The sequence below is a fragment of the Microtetraspora glauca genome (genome assembly GCF_040656155.1).
GTDB classification, from domain to species: Bacteria; Actinomycetota; Actinomycetes; order Streptosporangiales; family Streptosporangiaceae; genus Microtetraspora; species Microtetraspora glauca.
This window is the reverse complement of record NZ_JBFALK010000002.1, coordinates 1-21,448: the sequence shown is the minus strand read 5'-3', so window position 1 is coordinate 21,448 and position 21,448 is coordinate 1. Positions and strand designations below refer to the sequence as shown.

Genomic DNA, 21,448 nt, shown 5'->3' with positions numbered 1-21,448 from the left:
TCGGCGGCTACCCTCGGACGTGCCCGTCGCCGGTGTAGATCCACTTGGTGGACGTGAGCTCGGGCAGGCCCATCGGGCCGCGAGCGTGCAGCTTCTGCGTCGAGATGCCGATCTCGGCGCCGAACCCGAACTCTCCGCCGTCGGTGAACCGGGTGGAGGCGTTGACCGCGACCGCGGCCGAGTCCACGGTCGCCACGAACCTGCGCGCCGCCCGCTGCGATCGGGTGACGATCGCGTCGGTGTGGCCCGAGCCGTACGTCCTGATGTGCCGGACGGCGTCATCGAGCGAGTCGACGACGGCCGCGGCGATGTCCAGCGAGAGGTACTCGGCGAAGAAGTCCTCCTCGGTGGCCGCCACGACGTCGGCGCCGTGCGCGCGCACCCGCTCGTCGCCGTGGACGGTCACGCCCGCGTCCTTGAGCGCCGTGAGGGCCCGCGGCAGGAACTCCCCGGCGATGTCGGCGTGCACGAGGAGCGTCTCGGCCGCGTTGCACACCGAAGGCCGCTGCGCCTTCGCGTTGATCAGGATCGAGAGCGCCGTCTCGATGTCGGCGTCGGCGTCCACGTACACGTGGCAGTTGCCCACGCCGGTCTCGATGACGGGCACAGTGGACTCCTCCACCACACTGTTGATCAGTGACGCGCCACCGCGCGGGATCAGCACGTCCACCAGGCCGCGGGCCCTCATCAGCTGCTTGGCCGACTCCCGCGTCTGCCCCGGGACGAGCTGCACCGCCGCGGCGGGCACCTCCGTCGCCGCCAGCGCATCCTGCATGATCCGCACGAGGACGGTGTTCGAGGAGTACGCGCTGGAGGAGCCGCGCAGCAGCACGGCGTTGCCGCTCTTGAGGCACAGCGCCGCCGCGTCCACGGTCACGTTGGGCCGGCCCTCGTAGATGATGCCGATGACCCCGAGCGGCACCCGCACCTGGCGCAGCTCCAGCCCGTTGGGCAGCGTGCTGCCCCGCACCACCTCGCCGACGGGATCGGGCAGCTCGGCCACCTCGCGCACGGCAGCCGCGATCTTCTCGATCCGGCCGGTGTCGAGCCGTAGGCGGTCGATCATCGCCTCGGACACGCCGCCCGCGCGGGCCTTCTCCACGTCGGCGGCGTTCGCCTCGACGATCTCGGCCGAACGGGCCACCAGGGCGTCCGCGACGGCGCGGAGCGCGAGGTCCTTCGGCGCGCGCGGCAGCGGGGCCAGCACGGTGGCGGCGTCCTTCGCCGCGCGGGCGACCTTCAGGAAGTCTTCTACCTCAGACATGCTCCGCACTCCAGAACTAGTGGTGGTGCCCCAGTATGACGATGTCGTCCCGGTGGATCAGCTCGCGCTCGTATTCCGGACCGAGCACCCTGGCCAGCTCCCGGGTGGAGCGGCCGAGCAGCTCGGGGATCTCGCTCGCGTCGTAGTTGACCAGCCCGCGGGCCACGACGACGCCGGCCGGACCGCAGAGGTCCACCGGGTCGCCCGCGGAGAAGTCGCCCTCGACCTTGACGACACCCGCGGGAAGCAGGGACTTGCGCCGCCCGACGACCGCCTCGACCGCGCCTTCGTCGAGGTGGAGCCGCCCCTGGCCGGTGGCGGCGTGGGCCAGCCAGAGCAGCCGCGTGCCGGGATGGCGGCCCACCGGATGGAAATAGGTGCCGACGTCGTCACCGGCCAGCGCGTGCGCGGCGTGCGCGGCCGCGGTGAGGACGACGGGGACCCCGGCGCCGGTGGCGATGCGGGCGGCCTGCACCTTCGTGACCATGCCGCCGGTGCCGACCCGGCCGGACGTGCCCAGCTCGACGCCCTCCAGGTCCTCGGGCCCGCGGACCTCGGTGATCCGCCGGGCTCCGTCCCTGCGCGGGTCGCCGTCGTACAGGGCGTCCACGTCGGAGAGCAGGACCATCGCGTCCGCGTACGTGACGTGGGCGACCAGCGCGGCGAGCCGGTCGTTGTCACCGAACCGGATCTCGTCGGTCGCCACGGTGTCGTTCTCGTTGACCACGGGGACGATGCCGAGCTCAAGCAGCCGCGCCAGCGTGCGCCGCGCGTTGCGGTAATGGGACCTGCGCATCATGTCGTCCGCGGTCAGCAGCACCTGGCCGACCCGCAGACCGTACCTCGCGAAGGACGAGGTGTAACGGGCGACGAGCACGCCCTGGCCGACGGAGGCCGCCGCCTGCTGGGTGGCCAGGTCCTTGGGACGGCTCCTGAGCCCGAGCGGGCCGAGTCCCGCCGCGATCGCGCCGGAGGAGACCAGCACGATCTGCCCGCCCGCCAGCCGGCGCGCGGCCAGCACGTCGACCAGCGCGTCCACCCGGTCCACGTCGATGGTGCCCTGTGGGGTCGTCAGCGACGACGACCCCACCTTGACGACCAGCCGCGCGGCCGTACCGACCTGCTCCCTGCTCATCCGCCCATCCCCTCTCAGGCGAGCCTGCTGTCCGTACCGCGGGGCCCGGCCATCCGGGTCTGCGTGCCCTGGGACGGCTGCCAGTCGAAGACGTATCCGCCCTCCATCGGACCGATGACCACCTCGGCGCCGACCTGGGCGCCCGCCTCGACCAGCGCCTCCTCGACGCCGAGCCGTTCCAGCCGGTCGGCGAGGTAGCCGACGGCCTCGTCGTTGGTGAAATCGGTCTGGCGGATCCAGCGCTCGGGCTTCTCGCCCGTGACCTGGAAGGTGTTCTCGTCCACCCGCTTGACCGCGAACCCGGTCTCGCCGAGCTGGCGCGGCCGGATGACCAGGCGCGTCGGCTCCTCGACCGGAGCCTCCGCCCGCGCCCGGGCCACCATCTCCCCCATCGCGTACGACAGGGGCGTCAGGCCCTCGTGCGAGGCGGCGGAGATCTCGAAGACCCGCAGGCCGCGCTCCTCCAGCATGGGCCTGACGATGTCGGCGAGGTCCCGCCCGTCGGGCACGTCCACCTTGTTCAGCACGACCATCCGCGGCCGGTCCTGGAGCGAGCCGTACGCCTCGAGCTCGGCCTCGATCACGTCGAAGTCGCTGAGGGGATCACGGCCCGGGTCGAGGGTGGCGCAGTCGAGGACGTGCACGATGGTCGAGCAACGCTCGACGTGCCGCAGGAACTCATGGCCGAGTCCCTTGCCCTCCGACGCTCCGGGGATCAGTCCGGGCACGTCGGCGACCGTGAACACGGTCTCCCCCGCGGTCACCACGCCGAGATTGGGGATCAGGGTGGTGAACGGATAGTCGGCGATCTTCGGCCGGGCGGCCGACAGCGCCGCGACGAGAGAGGACTTGCCGGCGTTCGGGAACCCGACCAGCGCCACGTCGGCGACGGTCTTGAGCTCCAGCATGATCTCGGCTTCGTCACCGGGCTCGCCGAGCAGCGCGAAGCCGGGGGCCTTGCGCCTGGCGTTGGCCAGCGCGGCGTTGCCCAGCCCGCCGAAACCGCCCTGGGCCGCGACGTACCGGGTGCCCGCCCCGACGAGGTCCACCAGCACCTCGCCGGTCCTGGCGTCCTTCACGACGGTGCCGTTCGGGACCGGCAGCACGACCGTCTCGCCGGTCGCGCCGTCACGGTTGGACCCCATGCCCTGCTTGCCGTTGGCCGCCCGGCGGTGCGGGCGGTGGTGGTACTCCAGCAAGGTGGCCGTGTTGGGATCCACCTCCAGGATCACGTCACCGCCCCGGCCGCCGTTCCCGCCATCGGGGCCGCCGAGCGGTTTGAACTTCTCCCGGTGGATGGAAGCGCAGCCGTGACCGCCATCACCCGCCTTGATGTGGAGGATGACGTTATCGACGAAATCAGCCATTGCTTCCCCTCATGGGAGGGGTCGGCGCGCTTTCACCGCTGTGCCCCTCAGAAAAAGAGATGAGGCGGACCGAGAATTCGATCCGCCTCATCTACAACCGTTTGCCGAGCGGATTCACTCCGCGATCGGGACGATGCTCACCGCGCGCCGGCCCCGCTTGGTGCCGAACTGCACGTGGCCCGCCGCGAGGGCGAACAGCGTGTCGTCGCCACCACGGCCGACGTTGTCACCCGGGTGGAAGTGCGTGCCGCGCTGGCGAACGATGATCTCGCCGGCGTTGACAAGCTGACCACCGAAGCGCTTCACGCCCAGACGCTGAGCGTTCGAGTCGCGGCCGTTCCGGGTGGACGAGGCGCCCTTCTTGTGTGCCATGATTCACTCCCTTTCGGGGGACATCCCCCGGGAAATACTTACTGTCCGGGGTTGATGCCGGTCACCTTGACCTGGGTGTACCGCTGGCGGTGGCCCTGGCGCTTCTTGTAACCGCTCTTGTTCTTGTACTTCAGAATGCGAATCTTGGGGCCCTTGGTCTCACCGAGAATCTCGGCCGTCACCTGGAACCTGCCAAGCGTGGCAGCGTCGGTGGTGACATCGCCGTCGTTGACGACGAGCACCGCCGGCAGCGACACCGAGGAGCCAACCTCGCCGGCGACCTTGTCCACCTCGAGGACGTCCCCGACGGAGACCTTCTGCTGCCTGCCGCCGCAACGAACGATCGCGTACACCGCGGAACCCTTCTTCTGGCTAAATGCTTAGATGCTGCGCCCCGCATCCAGCTGCTGTCGATAACACGACCGGCGAACCGGGTAGGCGCGCGAAGCCAGGCGCGCCACCGGGCGCACCGGTTGACTAGGGTACCGGATTACCGGTACCCAGGTCGAACCGGGCGGAACACCGGGAAAGACGAAGTCCTATTCTGCCGTCTTCCTGCGGGAACGGCGACGTCCCCGAGGCTGACCGGCGAGAGCGTCGTCTCCGGCGTGAAGAGCGTCGGTGACGCTGTCACGGCCGTTGACGGACGCGGCGACGGCCGTGCCCTCACTGGTGGAGAGCTTCTCGGCCACGGCCTTCTCGATGGCCATCTTGCCCTGCGTGCCCCTCGGCTCGGGCTTCGCCTCGACCGGTTCGGACGAGATGATGACGCCACGGCCGTGACAGCAGTCACAGGGTGTCGAGAACGCCTCAAGCAGGCCTTGTCCGACCCGCTTGCGGGTCATCTGGACCAGGCCCAGAGAGGTGACCTCCGCCACCTGGTGCTTGGTCCGGTCCCGGGCCAAGCACTCGAGCAGCCGCCGGAGCACCAGGTCGCGGTTGCTCTCCAGCACCATGTCGATGAAGTCGATCACGATGATGCCACCGACGTCCCGCAGCCTGAGCTGGCGGACGATCTCCTCGGCCGCCTCCAGGTTGTTCCGGGTGACGGTCTCCTCGAGGTTGCCGCCCTGGCCGGTGAACTTACCGGTGTTGACGTCGACGACGGTCATCGCCTCGGTCCGGTCGATCACCAGGGAGCCGCCCGAGGGCAGCCACACCTTACGCTCCATCGCCTTGGCGATCTGCTCGTCCACGCGGTAGCTGGCGAAGACGTCGCCCGACTCCTCCCACTTGGAGAGGCGGTCGGCCAGGTGCGGGGCGACGTACTGGACGTACTCGTCCACGGTCTCCCACGCGTCCTCACCCTCGACGACCAGCGAGGCGAAGTCCTCGTTGAACACGTCCCGGACCACCCGGACGGTGAGGTCGGGCTCGGCGGAGAGCAGTTCCGGCGGGCTGGCCGACTTGGCCTTGCCCTGGATGTTCTCCCACTGCGCCGACAGCCGGGCCACGTCGCGGCTGAGCTCCTCCTCGGAGGCACCCTCGGCCGCCGTGCGCACGATCACACCGGCGTTCTCCGGCATCACCTTGCGCAGGATCTGCTTGAGCCGCGTCCGTTCCTTGTCGGGCAGCTTGCGGGAGATGCCCGTCATCGAGCCGTCCGGCACGTAGACGAGGTACCGGCCGGGCAGGCTGATCTGGGAGGTCAGCCGTGCGCCCTTGTGCCCGATCGGGTCCTTGGTGACCTGGACGAGCACGGACTGGCCGGACTTCAGCGCCGCTTCGATCCGCTTGGGCTGGCCTTCCAGCCCGGCGGTGTCGAAGTTGACCTCACCGGCGTACAGCACGGCGTTGCGGCCCTTGCCGATGTCGACGAACGCCGCCTCCATGGAGGGCAGCACGTTCTGGACCTTGCCGAGGTAGACGTTGCCGACGTAGGACTGGCTCGCCTCCCGGTCGACGTAGTGCTCGACGAGGATGCCGTCCTCCAGGACCGCGATCTGCGTGCGGCCGCCGTGACGGCGCACCACCATGACCCGCTCGACCGACTCCCGCCGGGCCAGGAACTCCGACTCGGTGATGATCGGCGGGCGGCGGCGGCCCAGCTCGCGTCCCTCGCGGCGGCGCTGCTTCTTGGCCTCCAGGCGGGTCGAGCCGCGTACGCCCTGGACCTCGTCCACGGACGTGGCGCGGGTCGCCCGGGGCGCCCTGATGCGCACCACGGTGTTGGGCGGGTCGTCGACCGTGAGCTCGGCCTCCTCTGTGCCACGGCGGCGACGGCGGCGACGGCGGCGCGACCCGGCCTGATCGCCGTCAGCCTCGTCCTCACCGGTCTCACCGCGCTCCTCGCCCTCCGGCTCCTCCGCGGCCTCGATCTCCGCCTCGTCGCCGTCCTCGGAGTCGCGGGTCTTGACGCCGCGGCCGCGGCCGCCCCGGCGCCGCCGACGGCGCCGGCCGCCCGCCTCGCCGTCGTCCTCGCCGTGCTCGGCGCTCTCGTCGGTGTCCGCGCTCTCGGCCTGCTCCTCCGCCTCCTCGGCGGGTGCGGCCGGCTGCGGCCGGACCACCGGGACGGAGAACGGGTCGGGGGCCTGGAACAGCGGCTGGAACACCGCGGCGGGAGCCTGGAACATCAGCGACGGAGGCTCGGACATGCGCTGGGCGTGCAACCCGAACGGGTCGGCCACCACGCTCCGGTCGGGCGCCTCGACATCGGCGTCCTCGTCCTCAGCGGTCTCAGCGGTCTCGGAGCCCTCGGCGGCAGCGATGTCCTCGGTGCCCTCGGCCTCCTCGGCGGGAACCTCGTCGAGCTGCTCCTCATCCGGCAGCGCCAGGGACATCGCGGCGGCCACCTCGGCCTCCGCCGCCGTCATGGCGCTGGATCGTTCCGGTGTCGTCTCCTTGCGCGTACGGCGCCGCCGGGTGGGGGCCGGAACCTCCTCGGCCGCCGTCTCGCCCGCGAGCTCCGCCGGCGCTTCGGCGACCGGCTGCCCGGTCGTGTCCGGGACCGGTTCCTCGGCGGCCTTGCGCGTACGGCTCCGCCGGGCCGGCTTGACCGGACCCGCGTCCTCCGCGGTCTCCTCAGCGGCCTTCGCGGTGGCCTTGCGGCGGGTCGCCCGCTTGGGCTTCGCGTCCTCGGCGGCCGGTGCGGCCTGCGGCTCCGCTTGCGCGGCCTCGGCCGGTGCGGTCTCAGGCTGCGCGGATGCCGGCTCAGCGGCCGGTGCGGTCATCGTGGCCGGGGGGGTGTCCTCGGGCTCCGGCGGCGGCCCGGCGGGCCTGCTCGCCGAACGGCGGCGCACCGGAGTGGTGCCGCCACCGGCTCCGCTCCGCGTCCCCCCTGCCGTCCTGTCAGTCGTCGTCGTATCGCTGCCAAGGCTCACAGCCCCGGCATTGGGCTCGTTGTCGAGCATGCGGGCGCTCTCCCGTCAGCTCCCGGGCACGTCTCCGCGCCGCGCGGGAGCTCTCGTCTCTCGCGGTCCGCCGGGCTCCCTTGCGGTGCCTCGGCGGCAAGTCTTATCGGTCTCCGCCCACCCGATCGAAATCGAACGGATCGGCGGGCTCACCGGTCGCCGCGTCGAGCGGCCCCTGCGCCAGCCTGGTCACCTCGGGGGGTGACAGCGGCGCGAAGCCCGCCACAAGACGCAGTCCCGTGAGTACGTCATCGGGTCGAACCGCAGGTGTCGCGTGCCGAACGACCATGCGAAGTATGACACACGGTCGATCCGGCTCCTGGCCTGCTGCTCTCCCCTCCCCTTCCTGAACGGCCAGAGACAGTACCGCCTCGCGGGCATCGAACCGCCGCAAACCCTTCTTGGTCAGGCGTTCGACCTCCACGCGGTCGGCGGCGACGAATGTCTCGACCGCCTTCGCGGCCACCTCGGGATCCATCCCGGGCAGCCGCAGCTCCCACACCGAACCCTCCAGCCGGTCGGCCAGGCCGCTGTCGCGCGCCTCGACCACGTCGAGCACGTCCAGGCCGGGCGGCAGCGAGGCGTCCAGGTCGGCACGGAGGCGGTGCGGGTCGCACGGCCTGCTCACACCGATCTCGAGGTACTCGGCCTCGCTCGCCACCCCGGTCGGGGCCGCGCCGGCATAAGAGATCTTGGGATGGGGGCTGAACCCCGCGCTGTACGCCACCGGGATGTCGGCTCGCCGTACCGCCCTTTCGACGGCACGGGAGATGTCGCGGTGACTCGTGAAGCGCAGCCGTCCACGCTTGGCGTAGCGCACACGAAGGCGCTGCACCACGGGCGCGGGCGGGGGCCCATCAGGAACGGGTTTCAGTGTTAAGTCGTCCTTCCGGTGTCGGTCCGTCGTCTTTCAGGATAAGCCTCGCGTGGAAGTCCCCTGTCAGATCACGGTGAGGGGCAGCAGCTTCTTGCCGGTCGGGCCGATCTGGATCTCGGTCCCCATGGTCGGGCAGACGCCGCAGTCGTAGCACGGCGTCCAGCGGCAGTCCTCGACCTCGACGTCGCTCACGGCGTCCTGCCAGTCCTGCCAGAGCCACTCCCGGTCGAGACCGGCGTCGAGGTGGTCCCACGGGAGCACCTCGTGCTCCTCACGCTCGCGGGTGGTGTACCAGTCGACGTCCACGGGCTCGTCGGCCAGCGACTTGTCGGCCGCCACCATCCAGCGCTCGTAGGAGAAGTGCTCGCTCCAGCCGTCGAACCGGCCGCCGTCCTCCCAGACGGCCCGGATCACGCGGCCGACACGACGGTCGCCCCTCGAGAGCAGTCCCTCCACGATCGACGGCTTGCCGTCGTGGTAGCGGTAGCCGATGGCCCTGCCGTACGCCTTGTCACCACGCAGCGCGTCGCGCAGCTCCCGCAGGCGGCGGTCGACCGTCTCGTGGTCACACTGGGCGGCCCACTGGAACGGCGTGTGCGGCTTGGGCACGAACCCGCCGATGGACACCGTGCAGCGCACGTCCCTGGAGCCGGTCGCCTCACGGCCCGCCTGGATGACCTTCTTGGCCAGGTCGGCGATGCCGAGGACGTCCACATCCTCCTCCGTCGGGAGGCCGCACATGAAGTACAGCTTCACCTGACGCCACCCCTGGCTGTACGCCGTGGTGACGGTGCGGATGAGGTCCTCCTCGGTGACCATCTTGTTGATCACCTTGCGCATGCGCTCGGAGCCGCCTTCGGGAGCGAAGGTGAGCCCGGAGCGGCGCCCGTTGCGGGAGAACTCGTTCGCCAGGTCGATGTTGAACGCGTCCACGCGCGTGGACGGCAGCGACAGCGACGTGTTGGTGCCCTCGTACCGGTCGGCCAGGCCCTTGGCCACGTCGCCGATCTCCGAATGGTCGGCGCTCGACAGGGACAGCAGTCCGACCTCGTTGAAGCCGGACTCCCGGATGCCGTTCTCGACCATGTCGCCGATCGTGGTGATCGACCGCTCCCGCACCGGACGGGTGATCATCCCGGCCTGGCAGAAGCGGCAGCCGCGGGTGCACCCGCGGAAGATCTCCACACTGAACCGCTCGTGGACGGTCTCGGCCAGCGGGACGAGCGGTTTCTTCGGATAGGGCCACTCGTCGAGGTCCATGACCGTGTGCTTGAAGACACGCGACGGGACACCCGCTCTGTTCGGCACGACGCGCATGATGCGCCCGTCCGGGTGGTACTCGACGTCATAGAACTTCGGGACGTAGACGCCCCCGGTGGAGGCGAGACGCATGAGCAGCTCGTCGCGGCCGCCCGGCTCCCCCTCGCCCTTCCACTCGCGGATGACCTCGGAGATCGCGATCGCGATCTGCTCTCCGTCCCCGAGGACGGCGGCGTCGAGGAAGTCGGCGATGGGCTCGGGGTTGAACGCGGCATGGCCACCGGCCAGCACGATCGGGTCCTCGTCCGTCCGCTCGACCGCGTCCAGCGGGATGCCCGCCAGGTCGAGCGCGGTCAGCAGGTTGGTGTAACCCAGCTCGGTGGAGAAGGACACCCCAAGGACGTCGAAGGCGCGAACCGGGCGGTGCGCGTCGACGGTGAACTGGGGTACGCCTTCGGATCGCATGAGCGCCTCAAGGTCGGGCCAGACCGCGTAGGTGCGCTCGGCCATCGTCTCGGGCAGCTCATTGAGGATCTCGTAGAGGATCTGCACACCCTGGTTGGGCAGGCCGACCTCGTAGGCGTCCGGGTACATCAGCGCCCATCGGACGCTCGCCTCGTCCCAGTCCTTGACCGTCGAGTTGAGCTCACCCCCGACGTACTGGATCGGCTTCTGCACCTTGGGCAGCAGCGGCTCCAGGCGAGGAAACAGTGACTCGACAGACATGGCTCAAGCGTATCCGCTTCAAAAGGCGCTCCAGGTCCGCTCGTCCACAGGCCCGATCCGGCTACGCGCCACCGCCGCCGTAGGGACGATCCCGGATGTATATCGCCTGGAGCAGACCTATGGCGATCATGTTGGCGAACGTGGCCGTACCGCCGTAGGAGACGAAGGGCAGCGGCAGACCGGTGATCGGCATGATCCCGATCGTCATTCCGACGTTGATGAAGGTCTGGAAGGCCAACCAGCACACGACGCCTCCGGCGACCAGGCCGCCGAACCTGTCGTTGCAGAGCCGGGCGATGCGCAGGCTGCGCAGCAGCACGACCCCGAGGAGGACGACCACCGTGGCCGAGCCGAGGAAGCCGAACTCCTCCCCCACCACGGTGAAGATGAAGTCGGTGTGCTGCTCGGGAACGAACCGCCCGGTGGTCTGCCCGCCGTGGAACAGCCCCTTGCCGAAGAACTCCCCCGATCCGACCGCGATCAGCGCCTGCGTGCTGTTGTAGCCGGCCCCCCGCGGATCGCTCGCCGGGTTGATGAACGCGGTGAACCTGGCCACCTGGTACGGCTTCAGCAGTCCCATGGACCACACCGCCATCGCCCCGGCGACGCCGAGTGCCAGGACCACCACGATCCAGCGCTTGCGCACGCCCGCCAGAACCAGCATCCCGCCGGTGATCATGGCGAGGACCATCGTGGTGCCCAGGTCGGGCTGGAGCATCACCAGGATCGTGGCCAGCCCGGCGGCGCCCAGGCAGAACGCCACGCTGATGGCGCGAGGTCGGTCCGTCCGGTCGGCCGGCTTGGCGAGCAACGTCGCCAGTGTCAGCACCAGAGCCGGTTTCGCCAGCTCCGACGGCTGCACGGCGAAGCCGCCACCCAGCAGGATCCACGAATGCGACCCGTTGATGGTCGAGCCGAGCGGCGTGATGACCAGGATCAGCGAGAAGATCGCCACCGCGTACGCGATGGGCGCGGCCGACTTCAGCCACCGGAAGTCGGACATCGCGACCACGATGAACAGAGCCGCGCCGATGAAGAGGTTGAGCACATGCTTCTTGACCATCCCGGTCGGCTCGACCGACGACCAGCTCCGGGTGGACGACCAGACCAGAAGTGTCCCGATCACGGACAGGGCCGCGACGGCGAGCAGCATCAGACCGTCCATCCGCCTGATCGCGGACCCCCGCCCCACCGCGCGCTTCGCGAAGGATCGCTTGCGCACGGCCGCCTGCTGAATCATTGGGCGACCGTCCCGTCCTGCTTGATGACCGGCAGGCGCTCCACGGGATGCCCGGAGGGCAACGCGGCCTCGCGCTGCTTGCCATTCTCGTTCTTGCCCAGGCCGTAGATGCCCTCCCAGATCTTCCTCGCCGCCGGAGCGGCCGACTCCGCTCCGAAACCGCCCTGGGAGACCAGCACCACGACCACGAGCCGCGGGTTCTCGGCGGGAGCGAACGAGGCGAACCAGGAGGTGTCCCGCTTGCCCCACACCTCGGCGGTACCGGTCTTGCCGCCGATCCGCACCTGCTTCATCGGGAAGCCGTTGAACGCGCCGGCCGCGGTGCCGTCCGAGGTCACCTCACTCAGTGCCGCACGGATGTAGTCCCGGGTCTCCTTGTTGATCGGCAGCTTGCCCACGACAGGGACCTTGATCTCCCTGACCAGCGTGCCGTCCGGGCGGAACAGCGCCCGTCCCACCCTGGGGCTGCGGAGCTTGCCGTCTCCGACGAGCGCGGCGTACGCCCTGGCGAGCTGGAGCGGGGTGACGAGCACGTCACCCTGGCCGATGGAGAAGTTGGCCGCCTCGTAGGCGTGGTAGATGTACCCCTCCAGGCAGTTCTCGTTGGCGAGTCGCTTGGAGAAGGCGGCCCGGCCGGCATCCTTGATCTCCGGATAGCCGGTCTTCGCCCGCTTGCACATCTCGTTCTTGGTGGCGTTCCACAGGTCGCGCTTCCACGCGCGGTCGGGGATGAGGCCCGGGGACTCTCCCGGCAGGTCGATGCCCGTCCGCTTGCCGAAGCCATAGGCGCGAGCCATGCTCGGCATCGGCTCCTTGACCTTGGACTTCGGTTTGTTGCCGCCGTCTCGCAGCCACTCCTCGTACCCGGCCCGGTAGAAGACCGTGTCGCACGACTTCACCAGGGCGGTGTGCAGCGAGATGGCGCCCAGGCTCATGCCTCCGGCGTTGGGGAACGCCCGCCCGTTGACGTTGTACGAGCTCGGGCACTGGTAGGTCCCGCGCAGCGGGGAGCCGTCCGCGACCATCGCTGACACCGATGAGATCTTGAAGGTTGATCCCGGCGCGAACTCGCCCTTGATCACCCGCGAGATCAGCGGCTTGCCGGACTTGTTCGACAGCAGGCGCTGGTACTCGTGCTCGGAGATGCCCCCCGTCCATACCGCCGGGTCGTACGTCGGCATGCTCGCCATCGCGACGACACGGCCGGTCTTGACGTCGAGCACCACGCCCGCGGCGCCGTCCGACGCCGGGTTGCTCTTCATCGCCTCGGCGACCGCCTTCTCGACGACGGACTGGACCCGCGCGTCGATGCTGGTGACCAGCGTGTCGCCTGTCGTCGGTGACCGCTGCTGCTCGACGGCGATCTGCTTGCCCATCCGGTCCACCTGGACGCGACGCAGGCCCGACGTGCCCCGCAGCTCGGGGTCGTACACGGCCTCCAGCCCGTCCCGGCCGACCAGGTCGACTCCGGAGAAGCTGGCCTTGAGGCCCTGGCGCTTCTCCAGCTCGTGCTGGGTGACCGGCTGCAGGTAACCGAGCAGCTGGGCCGCCTCGCTCCCGCCCGGGTAGTAACGGCGCGCCTGGATCTCCGCCGTGACCCCCGGGAAGTCCTCCTGCCGCTCCAGGATCTGCAGCGCCTCACGCGTGGTCGCGCGATCGTCCACCGGGATCGGCTGGTACGGCGAGCCCGGCCAGCACGGCCGGGTCACTCCCGGCCCGCAGGCGCGGATCTGCTGCTTGAGCTTGTCCGGTGCCATCTCGAGCACCTTGGCAAGGCGGGTCAGCACGGCCGCGCCGCCGTCGGGCATGCGCTCGAGCGTCGTCCGATCCACGGAGATCACCAGGCTGGTGCGGTTGCGCACGAGCGGCCGGCCGGACGCGTCGAGGATCTGCCCGCGCAGCGCCGGCACGACCACGTCACGGGTGCGGGTCTCGGTGGCGACCGCCACGAACTCCCGCCCGCGCACCATCTGGACCTGCCAGAGGCGCACGACGAGAACCACGATCAAAGACACCACCAGAATCTGAAGAACGATCAATCGCGCACGCATGCGGGTCATGCGGCCCCCTCGCTTATATCCGTCTCCAGCTGGGCATCAGCACGGCCTGTCCCCGCCGCTCGCGGTGGAGTCGCCGTACCGCCCACAACACGACCGGGGCGGCGATCAGATTGCACAGCGCCACCCACGGCCACACGGTTCGCATATAGGCCCAGCCGACGCCGTCGTCCGTGATCAGGGCTCCGACCCCCACCGTGAGAGCCGGGGCGAGGACCGCGCACACCTCCGTGGCGACCAGCGGGGCGTGCGCGGCCAGCTTGCCCGCCACGAATCCGGTGATGCACAGGACCAGGGCGTACTGGCCGAGCACGCCTCCTGCGGGGGGCAGGATGTCGGCGGCGAGGCCCGCGCAGAAGCCGATGATCATGCCGGCGTTCGCGCCCCTGACCGCGGCCAGAGCGATCACGACCAGCAGGACCAGATCGGGGACCACGCGGACCGGCAACCGGTTCAGGACCGTCACCTGCACGACAAGGGCGACGAAGACCAGCAGCCCGGCGACGAGGTTGCGCGCCATGGCGATCAGTCCCTCCCCTCGCTCTGGCGCGGCTCCGCCGCGGGGTCCGGCTCGTTCACCTGTCCGGCCGGGTCCCTCGGCTCAGCCTGGTCGCGCCGCTGAGCCTTCTGCTTCTCCTTGTGCTGGTCCTTCTGCTTGTCCTTGGCCTGGTCCTTCTTGCCGGGAACGGCCTTTCGCGGCTCTTCCGGCAGGACCGAATCGCGCGGATCGCGATCAGGGGCCCGGACGACGACGCCCACCACATCGAGCGCGGTGAAGTCGGCGTACGGCCGGGCGTAGGCGGTCCGGGTCAGCTCGCCCGGCGTCACGTCGACCCGTTCGATCTCCCCGATCGGCACCCCCGGCGCGTACGGCGTGCCGTTCTGGGAGCCGAAGGAGACGATCCGCCGCCCCCTCTTCAGGGGCGCGGTCGAGTCGAGCAGGCGCAACCTGATCAGGTTGCCGCCCCGGCCGTTCTCGCCGAGCCCGCTGACGACGCCGAGCTCGTTCCCGCCCTCCAGGCGGGCACCGGCCAACGATCCGGGATCGGTGAGAAGCACCACGGTCGAGGTGCCCGGCCCGGTGCGAAGCACCCGGCCCACCAGTCCGTCGCCGTTCAGGACGGTCATGTCCCGGCGCACACCGTCCCTGGAGCCGACGTCGATCTCCACGCTGTCCTCGAATCCCGCCGTGTGCCTACGGGCGATCACCTGTGCGGGGACCACCCGGTAGTGGCCGAGACCGGACAGCCCGAGCATCCGGTCGAGCTCCTTGGCCCTGCCCTTGTTCATGTCCGCGGCGGCCAGCTTGGTCTTGAGCTGGGCGTTCTCCTTCATCAGGCCCTCTATGCGGTCCTTGGCGCCGGGCGCGTCCCCCAGCATCGAGAAGAACCGGGACACGGGAGCGGTGACCGTGGTGGTCGCCCGCTCGGCCGTGCCGAAGACGGTGGAGGCGAACTGACGCAGCGGCCCGGCGACGGAGGAGTCACCGCCCCGGTGACCCACGGTGATCAGCACCAGCGCGGCGGTCAACAGAGCACCGAAGACCACGCGGGCGCGGCGAGAATCTCTCATGTCGCCCCCTTATTAGTGGCGGGGCTCCGGCACCAACACCTGCTGGAGCGCTTCGAAGTCCTCCACGCACTTGCCCGATCCGAGGGCGACCGAGTCTAGGGCGTTGTCCACGAGGTGCACCGGCATGCCGGTCTCGTCCCTCAACCGTGCTTCCATGCCCTTCAGCAGGGCGCCGCCGCCGGTGAGGGCGATGCCGCGGTCCATGAGATCGCCCGACAGCTCGGGCGGGCACCGGTCCAGAGTGGTCTTCACCGCGTCGACGATCGCGTTGACCTGCTCCGCCGTCGCCCGGCGGATCTCCTCTGCGGAGATCACGACGGTCTTGGGGAGGCCGGTGACGAGATCCCGGCCGCGGATCTCCGCGTGGATCTCCTCGTGGTCGTGGTACGCCGACCCGATGGCGATCTTCACTTCCTCGGCGGTCCGCTCGCCGAGCATCAGGGAGTACTCCTTCTTGGCGAAGCTCACGACCGCCTGATCGAGCTCGTCGCCGCCGACCCTGATCGACTGGCAGGTGACGATGCCGCCCATCGATATGATGGCGACCTCGGTGGTGCCGCCGCCGATGTCCACCACCATGTTGCCGGTGGGCTCGTGGACGGGAAGGCCGGCGCCGATGGCCGCCGCCATGGGCTCCTCGACGATGTAGACCCGCCGGGCACCCGCCTGGTATCCCGCTTCCTTGACAGCACGCTGCTCGACGCCGGTGATCCCGCTGGGGACCGCGACGATGATGCGCGGCTTGGCGAACCGCTGGCGCCTGTGGACACGCTGGATGAAGTACCTCAGCATGCGTTCGGTGATGTCGAAGTCGGCGATCACCCCGTCACGCAGGGGACGCACCGCGATGATGTTTCCGGGTGTTCGCCCGATCATCCGTTTCGCTTCGATACCCACCGCGACGATCTTTCCGGTGGAGTTGTTGATCGCTACGACGGACGGCTCGTTCAGAACGATGCCGCGCCCCCGGACATAGATGAGAGTGTTCGCCGTGCCGAGGTCAACCGCCATGTCACGGCCCAGGAATGCCAGCTTGCTCCCCATGCTGAAGAAGGCCTTTCAGGTGGTTTGCGGGATAACGCATCGCACTCGAATCGTAACTTGTTGTACCCATGGCCCGGCACATCGAGCCTTCAGCGAGCGGGAAAATCTTCCAGGTCAGGGCCATCAAAAGCGTCACTGCCAGGGAAAACACGAGAGGCCCCGGTTTGAGCCGGGGCCTCTCCTGTGGTCGAGCGCTCAGAAGCGGTCGGGGAAGAAGATCTTGATCTCGCGGGCGGCGGACTCGGGCGAGTCGGACCCGTGGACGACGTTCTCGCCGATCTCCAGAGCGTGGTCGCCGCGGATCGTGCCGGGGGCCGACTTCACCGGGTCGGTCAGACCCGCCAGCGCGCGGAACGCCTCGACGGCCCGGGGACCTTCCACGACGAGCGCGACCAACGGCGCGGACGTGATGAACTCCACCAGCTCGCCAAAGAACGGGCGCTCGGCGTGCTCGGCGTAGTGGGTCTTGGCGGTCTCGGCGTCCAGCGTGCGCAGCTCCATCGCCACGACCTTGAGGCCCTTGCGCTCGATGCGGCCGATGACGTCGCCGATGAGACCACGCCGGACTCCGTCCGGCTTGATCAGGACAAGCGTGCGCTCCGACACGAGAATCTCCTCTGTTGCGATCTTCAGCCGTACTCGACGACGGCTTCGACTGGGCGGCCCTCCACAGCAAGGCGATCTCATGGCCGCGCTCGCTCGGGTGCTCCGTGCAACCCGCAGCTTACCGGTCTGAGGGGGTTTCCCCGCTCTCCGTACCCGCCTCCTCGGGCGAGAGGGTGGGCGACGGGATCAGCACCTGCGCCTCCCGCCTCGACGACCCGGGCTCCCTGCGCCCCAGCCACGACGCGACCACGATGATGCCCACCACGGCGAAGCCGCCCACCAGAGCCCACATCCACAGCGCGTCGACGAACGCCTGGGCGACCAGCTCCGGCTTCGTCGGATCGCCCGACTGAGCGATCTCGCGCAGATGGGTCAGCTGGATGCCCGTCCCCAGCAGGAAGCCCGCGAGTACCGCGGGGAAGCACAGGGAAAGGCCGAGCAGCGCCGTACCGATCCGCACCGGCCGCAGCGCGGCGACCAGCGCCACCGCGGAACCCCCGGCCAGAAGCGCGAACGGCACCACGAGCAGCGGACCGTCCGGGGTCGGCGCGATCAGCCTGATCGCGCAGAGTCCGGCCACCACCGCCACCAGGCCGGCTCCGACGAGCTTTCCGGCCTTCTGCTCGCCCGCTGCCCCCACCACGCAGGCGGCGACCACGGCGATGGCGGCGGCCACCGTGAACGGCAGCCACAGGCCGGACAGCCCGGGGCCGCCGCGCACGCCGCCCATCTCCACGTACGTCGTCTGCGCGGCCGTCGGCAGGACGACCAGTCCGACGGCGACGTTGGTGAAGGCCAGCGCACGCCCGCCGGGGCCATCGAACGCCGCCACCGCGCCCAGGCCGAGCATCGCGACCACCGCGACGGCCGCCGCGGCGATGACCAGGACCGGCGGCCAGTCGAACGTCGTGCCGACCGCGAGTACGGCGATGCCCGCCGCCGGCACCGCCGCCAGGGTCAGCCGACCCCGCTCCGCGGCCGACGGCCGTTCCACGTCTCCGGCGTCTCGGGGGTCGCCGGCGACTCCGGCGACTCCGGCGACTCCGGCGACACTGTCGACACCGCCGTGGACATGGACACCGCCGCCGCTCGTGACGATCCAGAGGACGAGGTACACGGCGGCCAGCGCGAGCGCGACACCGGTGAGGAGCGGATACGGCTGGAGCGTCACCTGCCACGAGGTCGCCCTGGCCAGCGGCCACAGGGCGAGGGCCTGCGCCCCTGCCAGGCTCGCCGCGAGCATCCCCGCCCAGAGCGGCAGCAGGAACCTGCGCCGCGGACGTTCCCACGCGGCCACCAGCGTCGCGGGCAGCAACAGGCCGGCGCCGATGCCGTGCAGGACGCGCAGCACGCCGACCATGACGGGCGACCCCGCGTAGCCTCCCGCCGCGTCGGCGGCCGCGAGCAACGTCAGACCCGCGACCAGGACCGGCGCGGCACGGAAGCGGCGTACGGCGACCGCCGCCAGCGGCACGGCCAGCAACATGACCGGCAACGCGAGCCCGTGCGCCCGCATCATCGCGACCTGTGAGGCGTCAGGCGGCAGCAGGGCCGCCACAACAGAGATGGTGTTCGGGATGGCGACGATCGCCAGTGGCAGCGCCACCGCGACGAGGAGCCCGACCACGATGTCGAGCAACAGGGGAACGCGAACGCCCCGGACCGCCACGGCGGTCCGGGCCTGAATCGGGGGGACGGCCATGCTGGCCGACTTTAGCGCTTCGTCGCGCCTTCGACACGGCGAGCGACGAATATCGCCGTAATCCACAGGGCCGCGAAGAGCACTCCAAGGACGAACATCGTCGGCACGAGGAAACCGGTGGCGATCGTCAGGAGCTGGACGAAACTGCCCGCGATATAGCCGTACGGCCGCTTCAGCATGCCCGCGACCAGCACGCACAACACCGCCAGCCCGATGCCCACCGACACGGCCACGGTGGTGTCGATGTGTGCCACGGCGATCGCGACCGGAGTGAACAGGGCGACGACGATCGCCTGCATCCCCAGCACGCTGGCGGCGAGGCGCCGCATCCCCGGGGTCACCTCGAACATGTCCGCACCACGCCCGCCGCTCATCGATCCGCCTTCAGCAGGACGCGGGCGTCGCCCACGGTGACGACGGACCCGGTGATCAGTACGCCGGACCCGAACTCGTCGCCCTGGTCCGCCAGGCCGACCGCGAGATCGATGGCGTCGTCCAGCCTGGGAACCTCGTGGACGCGCTCGGCCCCGAAAACGCTCTCCGCCTTCTCCGCGAGATCCTCCGGAGACATGGATCGTGGCGAGGTGTTCCTCGTCACGACGATCTCCTCGACGATGGGCTCGAGGAGCTCCAGGATCGTGTCGACGTCCTTGTCGGCCATCACGGCGACCACGGCGATGAGCCTGGTGAAACCGAAGGACTCGGAGATCGCGTCGACGCTCGCCTCCATGCCGCCCGGATTGTGCGCGGCGTCCAGAACCACCGTCGGCCCCCGCCTGACGACCTCCAGCCGCCCGGGGCTGGTCGCCTGCGCGAACGCCTGCCGTACGAGATCGTCCCCGAGAGGCTCGTCACCGGCGCTCAGCGCCTCGACGGCGGCCAGCGCGCTCGCCGCGTTGCTCGCCTGGTGCGCGCCGTACAGAGGGAGGAAGACCTCCTCGTAGACGCCCTTCAGCCCCTTCAACTGGAGCAGTTGACCACCCATGCCGAGCTCGCGATGCAGGACCCCGAACTCCAGGCCCTCCCGCGCGACCGTCGCGCCCACTTCCGCGGCCCGGCGCATCAGAACCTCCGCCGCCTGGAGCGGCTGCTGCGAGAGCACGGCCGTCGCCTTCGCCTTGATGATGCCGGCCTTCTCCCCCGCGATCGTTTCGACGTCCGGGCCGAGATAGTCGGTGTGGTCCAGCGAGATCGGTGTGATCACCGACACCGTGCCGTCGGCGACGTTGGTGGCGTCCCAGGTCCCGCCCATGCCGGTCTCGATCACCGCGACGTCCACGGGGGTGTCCGCGAAGGCGGCGAAGGCCATGCCGGTGAGCACCTCGAAGAAGCTGAGCTTTCCGACTTTGGCGTCGATGATCTCGAGGTACGGCGCGATGTCCTCGTAGACCTCGGCGAACCGCTCCTCCGAGATGGGAGCACCGTCCACACTGATGCGCTCACGCATGGAGTTCAGGTGAGGGCTGGTGAACCTGCCGACCCGAAGGTTACGCTCACGCAGCAGCGACTCGATCATGCGGGCGGTGCTGGTCTTGCCGTTCGTCCCCGCCACATGGATGATCGGGTATGCCTTGTGAGGGTCACCGAGCAGCTCCACCAAGGCGGTGATTCTGTCGAGCGTGGGCGTGAAATCCCACTCGACTCCCCTGCGCATGATGGCCTGTTCGACCTCTCGATACTCCACGCATCAACCTTACTGTCAGCCCGCATGGCCGCCGCCCCCGAGGACATCACACGGCGAAACCGCAGGAAACGGCAGGCAAAGGGCATCGGCTGATCCTCGGCGGAGCTGCGCCGCGTGAGCCGCGCACACCGCGGTTCCTCATCTTGAACTTCCAGGAGCGCACCATTTGAGCCCAGTGACTGTGAGGACAAGCCGCAGTAGCTCTTGGCCGTGAACGCAACCGTGGACGCTGCACCGTGGGGCGAGCCACTGTGGCTGGAATCCCAGGCACTGCGCGGAGCCGCCGTGGCCGGTGTCCTTGCGGCCTGCGGCTGTGGGGCCGGTAGTGGTGGCCAGTGCCTGTAGACGCCGTGTTGTGGGACCAGTCACGGTGGCCGGTTCCTGTAGACGCTGTGTTGTGGGCGGAGCCGCCATGGCCGGTGTCTGTGCGGCCTGCGGCTGTGGGGCCAGTCGCGGTGGGCCGGTGCTTGTAGACGCTGTGTTGTGGGACGGGTCGCGCTGGCTGGTGTCCGTAGGCACGGCGACGGGGGCTTGCTCCGGCCGGCCGTGATAGTTGCGATCAGGTGCATACCGCTGTCGCGGTCGCGGGCGCGGTGGTTGCTGGCACGGTCTTACGCCGGCCTCCACAAACCCCCGCCTCCGCGCCCCTCTCTCCCGCCGCACACCTACTCGGGGTCACGGAGCGGGCCACAGCCAGTTCCCCCGAACCCCTCCTCCCGGCTCCTGGGCGAGCCAGTCGGACTTCTCCTTCCCCGGGCCGAGCCGGGCCCGCTGCCTACGGCATGTTCGGGCGGCGATGGGCCGTCCAGAGGAGCTCGGCCGTACACGAGATCAGAAAGCTCCGCGCACTGGGCCAGAACCACGGGACACGTCAGAACCACGCGCCAACAGCCGAGGCGACGCAAGGGGAAGCCGACTCAAGGTCGGCGGAGACGCCCGACCGCGGAGCGCGCCCACCCCCGGGAATACATCCAGACCGGAAAAGACACCCGGACTGCGGAACGCTCCCTCACCGCGGAACGCGGCCACGCCGGGGCGCCGGGGGACGTCTCCCTGAACCCGTCCATGCCAGGAAGTGCGTCCAGACCGGGATGCTACGGCGGGAAAGGGGGGCGCGGAGGCGGGGGTTTGTGGAGGCCGGCGTAAGACCGTGCCAGCAACCACCGCGCCCGCGACCGCGACAGCGGTATGC

General features: G+C 69.9%; 17 protein-coding genes. All 17 read right to left on the bottom strand.

Annotated features, from left to right (window positions below; genetic code table 11):
* Nucleotides 1-7 precede the first annotated feature (7 nt).
* Entirely contained in the window at nt 8-1,264 is a 1,257-nt protein-coding gene (locus AB0I59_RS03320; protein WP_061257317.1) for a glutamate-5-semialdehyde dehydrogenase, read from the bottom strand.
* A gap of 16 nt (nt 1,265-1,280) precedes the next feature.
* Nucleotides 1,281-2,399, bottom strand: coding sequence for a glutamate 5-kinase (proB, locus tag AB0I59_RS03315; RefSeq protein ID WP_358129541.1), 1,119 nt, complete (start codon nt 2,397-2,399; stop codon nt 1,281-1,283).
* A gap of 14 nt (nt 2,400-2,413) precedes the next feature.
* A complete protein-coding gene (gene obgE, locus AB0I59_RS03310) occupies nt 2,414-3,766 on the bottom strand; it encodes a GTPase ObgE (protein ID WP_061257315.1) in 1,353 nt (450 codons plus the stop codon).
* A gap of 114 nt (nt 3,767-3,880) precedes the next feature.
* Nucleotides 3,881-4,138, bottom strand: a complete 258-nt coding sequence (gene rpmA / locus AB0I59_RS03305) for a 50S ribosomal protein L27 (protein ID WP_061257314.1) — start codon at nt 4,136-4,138, stop codon at nt 3,881-3,883.
* A gap of 38 nt (nt 4,139-4,176) precedes the next feature.
* Nucleotides 4,177-4,491, bottom strand: a complete 315-nt coding sequence (gene rplU, locus AB0I59_RS03300) for a 50S ribosomal protein L21 (RefSeq protein WP_061257313.1) — start codon at nt 4,489-4,491, stop codon at nt 4,177-4,179.
* A 186-nt stretch (nt 4,492-4,677) separates the two neighbouring features.
* Nucleotides 4,678-7,488 (bottom strand): Rne/Rng family ribonuclease, encoded by a 2,811-nt coding sequence (locus AB0I59_RS03295; RefSeq protein ID WP_358129537.1) that lies wholly within the window; start codon nt 7,486-7,488, stop codon nt 4,678-4,680.
* A 103-nt stretch (nt 7,489-7,591) separates the two neighbouring features.
* Nucleotides 7,592-8,323 carry a TIGR03936 family radical SAM-associated protein gene (locus tag AB0I59_RS03290; RefSeq protein ID WP_061257506.1) on the bottom strand — a complete coding sequence of 244 codons (732 nt, stop codon included), beginning with the start codon at nt 8,321-8,323 and terminating at the stop codon, nt 7,592-7,594.
* Between the two features lie 105 nt (nt 8,324-8,428).
* Nucleotides 8,429-10,351 (bottom strand): TIGR03960 family B12-binding radical SAM protein, encoded by a 1,923-nt coding sequence (locus AB0I59_RS03285; protein WP_061257311.1) that lies wholly within the window; start codon nt 10,349-10,351, stop codon nt 8,429-8,431.
* 61 nt (nt 10,352-10,412) lie between these two features.
* Complete coding sequence (rodA, locus tag AB0I59_RS03280) at nt 10,413-11,591, bottom strand: rod shape-determining protein RodA (RefSeq protein ID WP_061257310.1); 1,179 nt, start codon at nt 11,589-11,591, stop codon at nt 10,413-10,415.
* Nucleotides 11,588-13,642: a penicillin-binding protein 2 gene (mrdA, locus tag AB0I59_RS03275; RefSeq protein ID WP_358130582.1), complete on the bottom strand. Its 2,055-nt coding sequence runs from the start codon at nt 13,640-13,642 to the stop codon at nt 11,588-11,590. The genes rodA and mrdA overlap by 4 nt, the downstream gene beginning before the upstream one ends.
* A gap of 22 nt (nt 13,643-13,664) precedes the next feature.
* Nucleotides 13,665-14,168, bottom strand: a complete 504-nt coding sequence (mreD, locus tag AB0I59_RS03270; RefSeq protein ID WP_061257308.1) for a rod shape-determining protein MreD — start codon at nt 14,166-14,168, stop codon at nt 13,665-13,667.
* Between the two features lie 5 nt (nt 14,169-14,173).
* A complete protein-coding gene (gene mreC / locus AB0I59_RS03265; protein WP_082777030.1) occupies nt 14,174-15,220 on the bottom strand; it encodes a rod shape-determining protein MreC in 1,047 nt (348 codons plus the stop codon).
* 12 nt (nt 15,221-15,232) lie between these two features.
* Nucleotides 15,233-16,264: a rod shape-determining protein gene (locus tag AB0I59_RS03260; RefSeq protein ID WP_061257307.1), complete on the bottom strand. Its 1,032-nt coding sequence runs from the start codon at nt 16,262-16,264 to the stop codon at nt 15,233-15,235.
* Between the two features lie 195 nt (nt 16,265-16,459).
* Entirely contained in the window at nt 16,460-16,870 is a 411-nt protein-coding gene (gene ndk, locus AB0I59_RS03255; protein ID WP_061257306.1) for a nucleoside-diphosphate kinase, read from the bottom strand.
* A gap of 118 nt (nt 16,871-16,988) precedes the next feature.
* Nucleotides 16,989-18,572 (bottom strand): hypothetical protein, encoded by a 1,584-nt coding sequence (locus AB0I59_RS03250; RefSeq protein WP_358129530.1) that lies wholly within the window; start codon nt 18,570-18,572, stop codon nt 16,989-16,991.
* 11 nt (nt 18,573-18,583) lie between these two features.
* Nucleotides 18,584-18,946: a DUF4233 domain-containing protein gene (locus AB0I59_RS03245; RefSeq protein ID WP_061257304.1), complete on the bottom strand. Its 363-nt coding sequence runs from the start codon at nt 18,944-18,946 to the stop codon at nt 18,584-18,586.
* On the bottom strand, nt 18,943-20,226 hold the full coding sequence (locus tag AB0I59_RS03240; protein WP_358130579.1) for a bifunctional folylpolyglutamate synthase/dihydrofolate synthase: 1,284 nt from the start codon (nt 20,224-20,226) through the stop codon (nt 18,943-18,945). The genes AB0I59_RS03245 and AB0I59_RS03240 overlap by 4 nt, the downstream gene beginning before the upstream one ends.
* Nucleotides 20,227-21,448 lie beyond the last annotated feature (1,222 nt).

Bases quoted from the DNA above. Each gene is read 5' to 3' on its own strand.
- AB0I59_RS03245 (WP_061257304.1), bottom strand. From the start codon at position 18,946: ATGAGCGGCGGGCGTGGTGCGGACATGTTCGAGGTGACCCCGGGGATG.
- proB (WP_358129541.1), bottom strand. From the start codon at position 2,399: ATGAGCAGGGAGCAGGTCGGTACGGCCGCGCGGCTGGTCGTCAAGGTG.
- rodA (WP_061257310.1), bottom strand. From the start codon at position 11,591: ATGATTCAGCAGGCGGCCGTGCGCAAGCGATCCTTCGCGAAGCGCGCG.
- mreC (WP_082777030.1), bottom strand. From the start codon at position 15,220: ATGAGAGATTCTCGCCGCGCCCGCGTGGTCTTCGGTGCTCTGTTGACC.
- obgE (WP_061257315.1), bottom strand. From the start codon at position 3,766: ATGGCTGATTTCGTCGATAACGTCATCCTCCACATCAAGGCGGGTGAT.
- AB0I59_RS03285 (WP_061257311.1), bottom strand. From the start codon at position 10,351: ATGTCTGTCGAGTCACTGTTTCCTCGCCTGGAGCCGCTGCTGCCCAAG.
- mreD (WP_061257308.1), bottom strand. From the start codon at position 14,168: ATGGCGCGCAACCTCGTCGCCGGGCTGCTGGTCTTCGTCGCCCTTGTC.
- AB0I59_RS03240 (WP_358130579.1), bottom strand. From the start codon at position 20,226: ATGCGCAGGGGAGTCGAGTGGGATTTCACGCCCACGCTCGACAGAATC.
- AB0I59_RS03250 (WP_358129530.1), bottom strand. From the start codon at position 18,572: ATGGCCGTCCCCCCGATTCAGGCCCGGACCGCCGTGGCGGTCCGGGGC.
- AB0I59_RS03260 (WP_061257307.1), bottom strand. From the start codon at position 16,264: ATGGGGAGCAAGCTGGCATTCCTGGGCCGTGACATGGCGGTTGACCTC.
- rpmA (WP_061257314.1), bottom strand. From the start codon at position 4,138: ATGGCACACAAGAAGGGCGCCTCGTCCACCCGGAACGGCCGCGACTCG.
- mrdA (WP_358130582.1), bottom strand. From the start codon at position 13,642: ATGCGTGCGCGATTGATCGTTCTTCAGATTCTGGTGGTGTCTTTGATC.
- AB0I59_RS03320 (WP_061257317.1), bottom strand. From the start codon at position 1,264: ATGTCTGAGGTAGAAGACTTCCTGAAGGTCGCCCGCGCGGCGAAGGAC.
- AB0I59_RS03295 (WP_358129537.1), bottom strand. From the start codon at position 7,488: ATGCTCGACAACGAGCCCAATGCCGGGGCTGTGAGCCTTGGCAGCGAT.